The organism is Kitasatospora sp. NPDC085879, from assembly GCF_040686255.1.
Lineage (GTDB): Bacteria > Actinomycetota > Actinomycetes > Streptomycetales > Streptomycetaceae > Kitasatospora.
This window is the reverse complement of the sequence record NZ_JBFBJZ010000082.1, coordinates 20,770-28,542: the sequence shown is the minus strand read 5'-3', so window position 1 is coordinate 28,542 and position 7,773 is coordinate 20,770. Positions and strand designations below refer to the sequence as shown.

The following is a 7,773-nucleotide window of genomic DNA, read 5'->3' as shown; positions in this document are numbered from 1 at the left end:
TGAAGTGCACCATCAGGTAGCCGGGATCGGCGGCCGCGGCCCGCTGGGGGACGGCCGCGGCCAGGCCGGTGAAGAGCAGGCAGACGGCGAGCACTACCGCCGACAGCCGTGCGCGAAGCGCGGACATGGAACGTCTCCTGTCGATCTGCAGTGCCACCGGGTGGGTGGGTCCGGGCAGCGGTGTGGGCTGAACCGGAGGTGGCGTCGCCGTTTCGTTCTTGGAAGAGTGTTAACGCTAACAATTCAGCGAGCAAGAAGTCGGGTTGGCCGTTACCCAATCTTGACCGGTCGCGCACAAGTCTTCTGAATCCGGCGGCTCGGGCCCGAGTTGACGGCCGGTCGGCCGACCGGGCTCAGGTCGCCGGGCCGGCGGTTCGGATGTGCTGGGTCAGGAAGAGGGCCGCGCGGTCCAGTGCCTGATCCGCCTCGTCGAGGACACCGGCGAACGACTGGAACACACGGGGTACGTCGGCGGTGATGTCCAGGGCGACGTCCACACCGGCAGTTCTGGCGCGGGCGGCCATGCGGGAGCACTTCGTCGGTGCCCGCCTGGAGCAATGATCGAAACCTGTCGATCGACCGACGGAAGGGACGGGCCTCGTCGAGCCGCTGGACCCAGCCATGCCAAAAATGGACTGCGAACTCCTCGAGCACGCCCTCTACGTCCTCGGCGCCACCCACGCCCCTGCAGGCCCCGACCGTTGATCGAACCCTTCCTCCACCACCCCGACCCAGCGGTGCGCGAGGAAGCCGGGCGCGCAGCAGCCGAGATCACCGCAGTCGAATGGAAGGCCGTAACCACAACTCTTGACCATTGCTCGGAACCCGGCGTCGGTTGCCTCCTTCCGCGTAGAAGCGGGTAGCCATCACAGGGCCGCACATCTGCGAGCAGCGAGCAGGCATTCGTCCGGAGCGCACCGGTTGGGCCTGGCTGTCCAGCGCATCGTTACAGTCGGTAATTAGGGCGGGATCATGCATCTGACGACCAGTCGGAAAAGTCGGCAAAAAGTCAGCATCGATCCGATCAGACCCTGTCGCACCAGCCCAAACATGAGAATCCGCGCTGCGGAAGTTGCGCGTCCGCGAGGTGGTGGCCATGGCGCCGGGGGCCTCTGCCGCTCGGCGCCGTGGGGCCTTCCGCCCGTGTCCGGCCGCCCTTGATCGAGTGCGTAATCGGAGGCTATTTCTGCAGGTCAGCGCACCCGATTGCGCGGCTTCAACGGGGTCGCCGGCAGCTGCGGGGCGTGCAGTCGGGCACCGTCGTAGCCGTGTACCTCGCCGAAGCGCGTGCCCTTCTCCCAGTCCTCGCGCGCCTGGGCGATCTCCTCACCGGATCGGCCGATGAAGTTCCACCACATCACCAGCTCCTCCTCGAAGGGCTCGCCGCCGAGCAGCAGCACCGAGCCGTCCGTGACGGCGCGCAGCGGGAGTTCGCGGCGGTCGGTGCCCAGGTAGAGCATCGAGCCCGGCTCCAGGCGGACGCCGTCGACCTCGGTGAGGCCGCTCATGGTGAGCACCGCGTACTCGAACCCCGGCTCGACCGGCAGCCGGACCTCGGTGTCCTCGCGGAGCGTCAGGTCGGCGCCGACCAGTGGGGTGTGGACGGTGCCGGGGGAGCGGGCGCCGTCGAGTTCGCCGAGGATCACCGTCGCGTCGAGGCCGCCGCCGGAGCCTGTCACCTGGGGCAGCTCGGCGTGGTGCTCGAAGGTGGGCGCCATGTGTCGGTGCGCGTCGGGCAGGGCGACCCACAGTTGGGCGCCGTGCAGCAGGCGGGCGTGGTCGCGGGGCGACTCCTCGGAGTGCGAGATCGCCCGACCGGAAGTCATCAGCCCGAGTTCGCGGGGCCGGACGGTCTGCAGGCTGCCCAGGCTGTCGCGGTGCAGGACCTCGCCCTCGTGCAGCCAGCTGACGGTCTGCAGCCCGATGTGCGGGTGCGGGGGTACCTGCATGCCGGGCTCGTCGGCGATGTCGTCGGGCCCGTAGTGGTCGACGAAGCACCAGGCACCGACCATCCGGCGGCCCATGCTCGGCAGCAGCCGCCGCACCACGGTCGAACCGCCGAGCGCCGTCTCGCGGGCAGCCAGCAGGTCCCGCACCGGGCCCTCGGCGCGGTTGCCGCCGCAGGTGGTGGGGGCGGGGTGCAGATCGAGGTCACTCATGGTGGCCGCCCTCCTGTCCGACCGCGCCGACCGTGCCGACCGCACCCTCCCGGTGCACCGCGGCGTTGTGGCGCTGCTCGACGATCGGGGTGCCGCCGCGCACCGCACGGGTCACCGGGGTGCGGTCGGCGATGTCGCGCAGTCGGGCCCGCTGCGCCTCGTCGAGGTCACCGAGCAGCTCGATCCGCCGGGTGATCCGGACGCTCGACTCGGGGCCCTTCTCGTAGCCGAGGTGCACCCGGACGGTCTCCAGCGGCCAGCCCTTGCGCTGGGCGTACATCCGCAGGGTGATCGCGGTGCAGGAGCCGAGCGCGGAGAGCAGCAGGCCGACCGGGGTGGTGGCGGTGTCGCCGCCGCCGACCGAGGCGGGCTCGTCGGCTGCCAGCTTGTGGTGGCCGGAACGGATGTCGACGCGGTAGTCGTCGCCGGTGCTGGTGGCGACGGCCGCGGCGGAGCGGACGAAGGCCGGGGCCTCGGTGGTGGTGTCCATGGTGTCCTCGGGGGTGTGTCCGGTCCGGGGTGCGGTCACAGGCCGAAGCGGTCGCGCTGGCCGGCCGGCACCAGCTCGGCGTAGTCGGGGTGCTTGGTGATCCAGCCGCGGATGAAGGGGCAGTACGGCAGCACGGCGAGGCCCTGCTCGCGGGCGGCGTCCAGGGCGCTCTGGGCGAGCTTGCCGCCCAGGCCGCGGCCGCCGAACTCCGGGTCGATCTCGGTGTGGATGAAGGCGAGCTCGGTGCCGTACCGGTGGTACTCGGTGAAGCCCGCAAGCTTCTCGTCGTCGAAGATCTCGAAGCGGGAGCCGTCCTGATTGTCCGTCACGCGAATCGCCATGGGTCTGCCTCCTCGGTCGGGCCGCGGGTCTCGCGACGCATGTAGTTTACGATTAAACCAATCGGTGATCAAGCCTGTTCCCGAGGCCGCCTGCCCCTCGTCCGGCGCCCTGCGCGCACCCTGTCGACCGCCGGTGTCGGCGGACCGGCTGAGGCTAGGCTGGCCCGTGGCGCATGTCGATCATGGACCGAGGGGGCGCAGTGGTGCAACGGGTCGCGGTGGTGTCGGGCGGCGGGACGGGGATCGGCAAGGCGGTGGCCAGGGAACTCGCCGCCGGCGGGCACCGGGTGGCCGTGATCGGCCGCCGTGCCGAGGTGCTGGAGCGGGCGCGGGACGAGATCGCCGAGGCCGTGGCCGGAGCGGTCGTCGTCCCGGTCGCCGCCGACCTCACGGTGCCCGCCCAGGTGGCCGCGGCCGCCGAGGCGATCGCCGCGCTCGGGCCGGTCGACGTTCTGGTGAACAACGCCGGCGCGATCATCACCCCGCCCGCCGACGGCAGCCTCGACGCCCTCGCCGAGGCCTGGCGGCGTGACCTCGACACCAACCTGCTCAGTGCCGTCCTGCTCACCAGTGCACTCGCCGACCGGCTGCGGCGCCCGGGCGGACGGCTGATCGTCATCAGCTCCGCCGCGGCCCAGCGCGGAGGCGCCGGACCGCACTCGCCGGCTCGTACGCCGCCGCGAAGGCCGCCCTGCACGGCTGGGCCTTCGGCCTGGCCCGGCAACTCGGCCCGGACGGCGTCACCGTCAACATCCTGGCTCCGGGCTATGTCGCCGACACCGAGATCTTCGGCCGGGGATGGACCCCGGACTTCCACGCCCGCAAGGTCGCCGACACGCTCGTCGGCCGAGCCGGCGCCCCGGAGGACGTCGCCGCAGCCGTGGCCTACCTGGCCTCCCCGGCGGCCGGCTACGTCACCGGCCAGGTGATCGGCGTCAACGGCGGCGCCGTCCTGGGCCGGTAGCGGTGCGCGCCGGCCACCGGCCCGACCGGTTCGTGGCATGAGGTCCGCGCGGTCGGGCGGTGGCCCGGTGGCGGGCGGGCCGGTGCCTGCGGGGTCACGACCGGGCTGACTTGCGGGCGGCCCGGCGACGGGCGAGGAAGGCGCCGATCAGCATGCCGACGAGGATCGTGACGGTCAGGACGACCCAGAGCGGCATGGTGACGTCGGAGACCCACAGGGTGATGGTCACCGAGGTGGTGTTGACCGCGATGAACCAGATGGCCAGAACCGCGATGACGCCCATGGCGATGGTGCGCAGTCGTACCTCGCGGCCCTTGACCGTGAGACGCGACGGGTCGTGGTTCGTGCGGGTGTTCTGCGACATGGTTTCAGTATCGTGCGATTTGCCTGATTCGTCCCCGGAGGGTGCCGCCACGGGCCCGTGACCGGTGCCCTGCCGCCGCGAGGTGCGGCGGCAAGCGGGACGCGGGAAGCTCGAAGGATGACGGCGCTGGTGGTCATGCTGGAGATCGAGCAGCCGCGCACGGTGCACGACCTGGGCGGCGGCGAGCACGCGTCCGAGGGCCGCGCGGCCCTCGTGGTGCACGCGGCGCCGATCGCCGCCGACGGCGGACCGGCCGCGGCCACCTTCTGCGGATCGGACACCGCGACCCTCCAGCTCGACCCCTGGCAGCCGGCCGCGGACGCCGCCGTCTGGTACCCCTCGCGCTGGTCCCAGCGGGTCTGCGAGCGCTGCGCCGCCGCCCTGCGCGACCGGTGACCCGGAGAGCAGGGGTGGCGGCGACCCGGGAGAGCGGCGGCCCCGGCCCGTACGGAGGTCGGACCGGGGCCGCCGGGAGCCTGGCGGCTAGCGCCAGCTGTCGTGCAGGGCCATGGTGCCGGTCGGCGGGGTGACGGTGGCCCGGTTCGGGCCGTCCTCCCAGATGACCGTGCCGTCCGGGCCCTTCTTCAGGAACTTGTACCGGACGGCGGTGTTCGGGGGCAGTGCCGCGATGCCGGTCCACTCCGGGTAGACGGCGTAGCTGGTGGTGAGCGGGACGGCCTTGGTCGGGTCCCAGGCGCCGAGTTCGGCGAGGTCGCCGGAGACGTACAGGTTCTGCCCCAGGGTGGTGTCGGCGGTGGCGTTGAAGACGGCGGTCAGCGGGTGCTCACCGGTGACGTTCCAGCGGTCGTCGAGGGTCGTCCCGCTGCTGCCGGGCAGGTAGACGGAGCGATTCGGGATCGACTCCCACTCCACCGCCCCGGCGGCGGTCCGCCTGAGGTACTTGTAGGTGAGCTGTCCGCCGGGCGGCAGCAGCAGGTCCGCCGACCAGGTCGGGTAGCTGCGTGCGTCGGTGGTGAGCGGGACGGCCTTGGCCGGATCCCAGGCGCCGAGTTCGGCGGTGCTGCCGGAGACCAGCACGGTGTCGCCGTACTCGGTGCCGACCGTGACCCGCAGGTGCACGGGGGTGCCGGAGGTGGCGGCCCGGGCGCCGGTGGCGGGCAGCAGCAGGGTCGCGACCAGGGATGCGACGAGCGCGGGGAGCAGCAGGAGGGGGCGCAGTCGGCCTGCGGGGCGGTGCGGCCGGGGGAACGTCATGTCCGTTGTCCTCCATGTCGAATGGCGGCCTGACGCCGCGGAGGGGGACGGCCGGGGCTCGCGTGCGGCGTCGGAGGCGAGCGGGCGGTCCACGTGCTGCAAATCCTTGCAGCAAGTTTCATGGCGATGGACCATTTCCGGCCACGCGCACACCGGAGAGACCCGCGTACCTGCGCGGAGCGCCGCGAGGCCCCTCTGACCTGCGCACGACACCCGGCCTCCGAGCCGCCGCGCCACCCCGGCTCCGCCGGTCGGCCACCCGCCGGAAACCCGGCCGTCCGCCGCGGGCACCGAACCGTCACGCCAGGTGACGAGACGCTCACCTCACAACGGCGAGAACCGGGCCCTCCGTGCGGAGGACCCGGTCCCGCCGGGGCTCAGCCGGTGCGGGCGAAGTCGCCCCACACCGAGGGGCGGCCGCCCGCGGTGGCGGCGTCGATCCGGTACCAGTCGCCGCCGGCGTCCCGACCGCCCGCGTTGTGCCCGTACTGTCCGGCGAACACCTGCTGCCCCACCGGGACGGTCCGGCCCGCCTTGAGCACCCAGCGGTAGACCAGCACGCCGCCCTCCTCGCGGACCGTCGCGGTGAAGTCGTCCGCCGCCATGGTCTGCCAGTGGCCGGTGTCCTTCACCCCGCCGGTCTGCGGCACGTGCAGCTCCACGGTCAGCGCGGTCAGCACCTCCCGGGTCTTGAAGGTGACATTGCTCTGCGCCCAGGAGTCCGTGCTGTGCGGGTCGACCGAGCCGTCCGCCCACAGCGGGCCGTCCTCGGTCCGGCTGCCGGCCGGCCGGGTCGCGGGCGGGCGGCTCGGCGACGGCGAGGCCGAGGGTGCCGCCGAGCCGCTGCGGTGCGGCGAAGCGGACGGCGCACGCGAGGCCGAGGTCGGCGCCGGCAGCGCCTCCGGGGCCGCCGACGGTGAGGCCGTGTCCGGGGCCGCGCTCGGTGTCGCGGTGGGGGCGGGTTGCGGCTGCGGGCGCTGGGCGATCGCGGCCACCGCCAGTCCGCCGACCGCCAGGACGCCGGTGGCCGCGACGGCGGCCAGCACCATCCTGGGCCAGGAGAGGACGCCGCGGCGCACCCGGTGGCGCCCGGCGTGCAGGTCACCGGCGGCGGAGTGCGGGTCGGCGGTGGAGTGGGGGCCGGCGGTGGAGGTCGCCATGCCCCGCTCGACGCGGGCGAGCATGCGCTCCCGGTCCGGCCGGTGGGCCTCGGCGGCCTCGCGCAGCTGTCGGCGCAGCTCGTCCATCAGCTCCTCCTCCCCGTCAGTTCGCCGGCGCGGTCGCCGAGCAGCCGTTGCAGTTCCGCCATGCCCTTCGAGGTCTGGCTCTTCACCGTGCCCACCGATATCCCGAGTGCCGCCGCCGTCTCCTTCTCGGAGAGGTCCATGGCATGACGGAGCACCACGCAGGCCCGCTTGCGGAAGGGTAGCCGGGCGAGCGCCGCCCGGACGTCCAGGACGGAGGCGACGTCGGGACCGTCCGCCCGCTCCACGCGGTGCGACCAGAACACCAGCACCCGGCGCCGTTCGCGGACCGCGCTGCGGACCCGGCCGCGGGCGAGGTTGGCGACGACGCCCCGCGCGTACGCCACCGGGTGGTCCGCACCGCGGACCCGGTCCCAGCGGTGCCAGAGCGCCACCATCGCGTCGGCGGCGAGGTCGTCGGCGGCGTCCGCCTCGCCCGTCAGGAGGTGGGCGAGCCGGGCGAGTTCGGCGTAGTGGCGTTCGAAGAAGTCGTGGAACTCCGCGGACGCATCGTCGACGATCATGTCCGGGGCGTGGCCTCTCGATCCATTGTGAGCGTTCTCAATCAGCAGGGAGGGCGGCAGCCTACCAACCCCTCCCACCGCCGGATCACCGGGTACCCCGACCGTTGCCGCAGGTCGCAGCAGGGTGGAAGGGGCCGGTCGGCCCGGCCGGCCGCCCAGGCCGAGCGGGTCCGCGGCCGGCGCGGCGCCCACGGCCGTCACCCCTCCGCACCCGGCAGGGCGGGGCCCGCCCCCGCTCGGACGGGCGGCGAGGGACGGCGGCACGGGCCGCACGGTGTCGTCGGGGCTGGGCTGGGCACGGGACGGGCTCCTTCGGGTCGGCGCCTGGCTGCCTCTCTGTTGCCGCCGCCCCGCCGAAGGTTGCCGCCCACCGAGAAGACGTTTCCGCCGGACCGGCGCGGTGCCCCGCCCGCCCGCCCGCGGCGCGGCGCACGGACGGCGGTCCGTGACCGTTCACAGAGCAGGCCGCGGG

10 protein-coding genes and 1 pseudogene are annotated in these 7,773 nt (G+C 73.4%); 3 read left to right on the top strand and 8 right to left on the bottom strand.

The window, feature by feature from the left end; translation table 11 throughout:
- Positions 1 to 353: 353 nt before the first annotated feature.
- The 4 genes from AB0P35_RS36590 to AB0P35_RS36575 all read right to left on the bottom strand — a co-directional run bounded on the left by AB0P35_RS36590 (position 354) and on the right by AB0P35_RS36575 (position 2,990).
- A complete protein-coding gene (locus AB0P35_RS36590) occupies positions 354 to 524 on the bottom strand; it encodes a hypothetical protein (RefSeq protein WP_363519688.1) in 171 nt (56 codons plus the stop codon).
- 669 nt (positions 525 to 1,193) lie between these two features.
- Entirely contained in the window at positions 1,194 to 2,159 is a 966-nt protein-coding gene (locus AB0P35_RS36585) for a pirin family protein (protein ID WP_363519685.1), read from the bottom strand.
- Positions 2,152 to 2,688, bottom strand: a complete 537-nt coding sequence (locus AB0P35_RS36580) for an OsmC family protein (protein WP_363519682.1) — start codon at positions 2,686 to 2,688, stop codon at positions 2,152 to 2,154. The genes AB0P35_RS36585 and AB0P35_RS36580 overlap by 8 nt, the downstream gene beginning before the upstream one ends.
- Positions 2,685 to 2,990 carry a GNAT family N-acetyltransferase gene (locus tag AB0P35_RS36575; RefSeq protein WP_363519679.1) on the bottom strand — a complete coding sequence of 102 codons (306 nt, stop codon included), beginning with the start codon at positions 2,988 to 2,990 and terminating at the stop codon, positions 2,685 to 2,687. Before AB0P35_RS36575 ends, AB0P35_RS36580 begins: the two co-directional genes overlap by 4 nt.
- Positions 2,991 to 3,163: 173 nt before the next feature.
- Here AB0P35_RS36575 and AB0P35_RS36570 point away from each other — a divergent pair.
- Both AB0P35_RS36570 and AB0P35_RS36565 read left to right on the top strand, forming a co-directional pair.
- A pseudogene (locus AB0P35_RS36570) lies at positions 3,164 to 3,583 on the top strand (SDR family oxidoreductase); the annotation flags it as partial.
- 98 nt (positions 3,584 to 3,681) lie between these two features.
- Complete coding sequence (locus AB0P35_RS36565; protein WP_363519691.1) at positions 3,682 to 3,954, top strand: SDR family oxidoreductase; 273 nt, start codon at positions 3,682 to 3,684, stop codon at positions 3,952 to 3,954.
- A gap of 94 nt (positions 3,955 to 4,048) precedes the next feature.
- Here the strand turns inward: AB0P35_RS36565 and AB0P35_RS36560 are convergent, their stop codons facing one another.
- Positions 4,049 to 4,318, bottom strand: coding sequence for a LapA family protein (locus tag AB0P35_RS36560; protein WP_363519677.1), 270 nt, complete (start codon positions 4,316 to 4,318; stop codon positions 4,049 to 4,051).
- A 117-nt stretch (positions 4,319 to 4,435) separates the two neighbouring features.
- On the opposite strand from AB0P35_RS36560, the gene AB0P35_RS36555 reads away from it, so the two are divergent.
- Positions 4,436 to 4,714 (top strand): hypothetical protein, encoded by a 279-nt coding sequence (locus AB0P35_RS36555; RefSeq protein WP_363519674.1) that lies wholly within the window; start codon positions 4,436 to 4,438, stop codon positions 4,712 to 4,714.
- An 87-nt stretch (positions 4,715 to 4,801) separates the two neighbouring features.
- Here the strand turns inward: AB0P35_RS36555 and AB0P35_RS36550 are convergent, their stop codons facing one another.
- The 3 genes from AB0P35_RS36550 to AB0P35_RS36540 form a co-directional block, all read right to left on the bottom strand.
- A complete protein-coding gene (locus AB0P35_RS36550) occupies positions 4,802 to 5,533 on the bottom strand; it encodes a carbohydrate-binding module family 20 domain-containing protein (protein WP_363519671.1) in 732 nt (243 codons plus the stop codon).
- Between the two features lie 377 nt (positions 5,534 to 5,910).
- Positions 5,911 to 6,780, bottom strand: a complete 870-nt coding sequence (locus AB0P35_RS36545; protein WP_363519668.1) for a hypothetical protein — start codon at positions 6,778 to 6,780, stop codon at positions 5,911 to 5,913.
- Entirely contained in the window at positions 6,780 to 7,301 is a 522-nt protein-coding gene (locus AB0P35_RS36540; RefSeq protein ID WP_363519665.1) for a SigE family RNA polymerase sigma factor, read from the bottom strand. Before AB0P35_RS36540 ends, AB0P35_RS36545 begins: the two co-directional genes overlap by 1 nt.
- Positions 7,302 to 7,773: the final 472 nt, after the last annotated feature.

Excerpts from the sequence above, each read along its gene's own strand:
- AB0P35_RS36585 (WP_363519685.1), bottom strand. The coding sequence starts at position 2,159 with ATGAGTGACCTCGATCTGCACCCCGCCCCCACCACCTGCGGCGGCAAC.
- AB0P35_RS36560 (WP_363519677.1), bottom strand. The coding sequence starts at position 4,318 with ATGTCGCAGAACACCCGCACGAACCACGACCCGTCGCGTCTCACGGTC.
- AB0P35_RS36590 (WP_363519688.1), bottom strand. The coding sequence starts at position 524 with ATGGCCGCCCGCGCCAGAACTGCCGGTGTGGACGTCGCCCTGGACATC.
- AB0P35_RS36575 (WP_363519679.1), bottom strand. The coding sequence starts at position 2,990 with ATGGCGATTCGCGTGACGGACAATCAGGACGGCTCCCGCTTCGAGATC.
- AB0P35_RS36540 (WP_363519665.1), bottom strand. The coding sequence starts at position 7,301 with ATGATCGTCGACGATGCGTCCGCGGAGTTCCACGACTTCTTCGAACGC.
- AB0P35_RS36555 (WP_363519674.1), top strand. The coding sequence starts at position 4,436 with ATGACGGCGCTGGTGGTCATGCTGGAGATCGAGCAGCCGCGCACGGTG.
- AB0P35_RS36550 (WP_363519671.1), bottom strand. The coding sequence starts at position 5,533 with ATGACGTTCCCCCGGCCGCACCGCCCCGCAGGCCGACTGCGCCCCCTC.
- AB0P35_RS36545 (WP_363519668.1), bottom strand. The coding sequence starts at position 6,780 with ATGGACGAGCTGCGCCGACAGCTGCGCGAGGCCGCCGAGGCCCACCGG.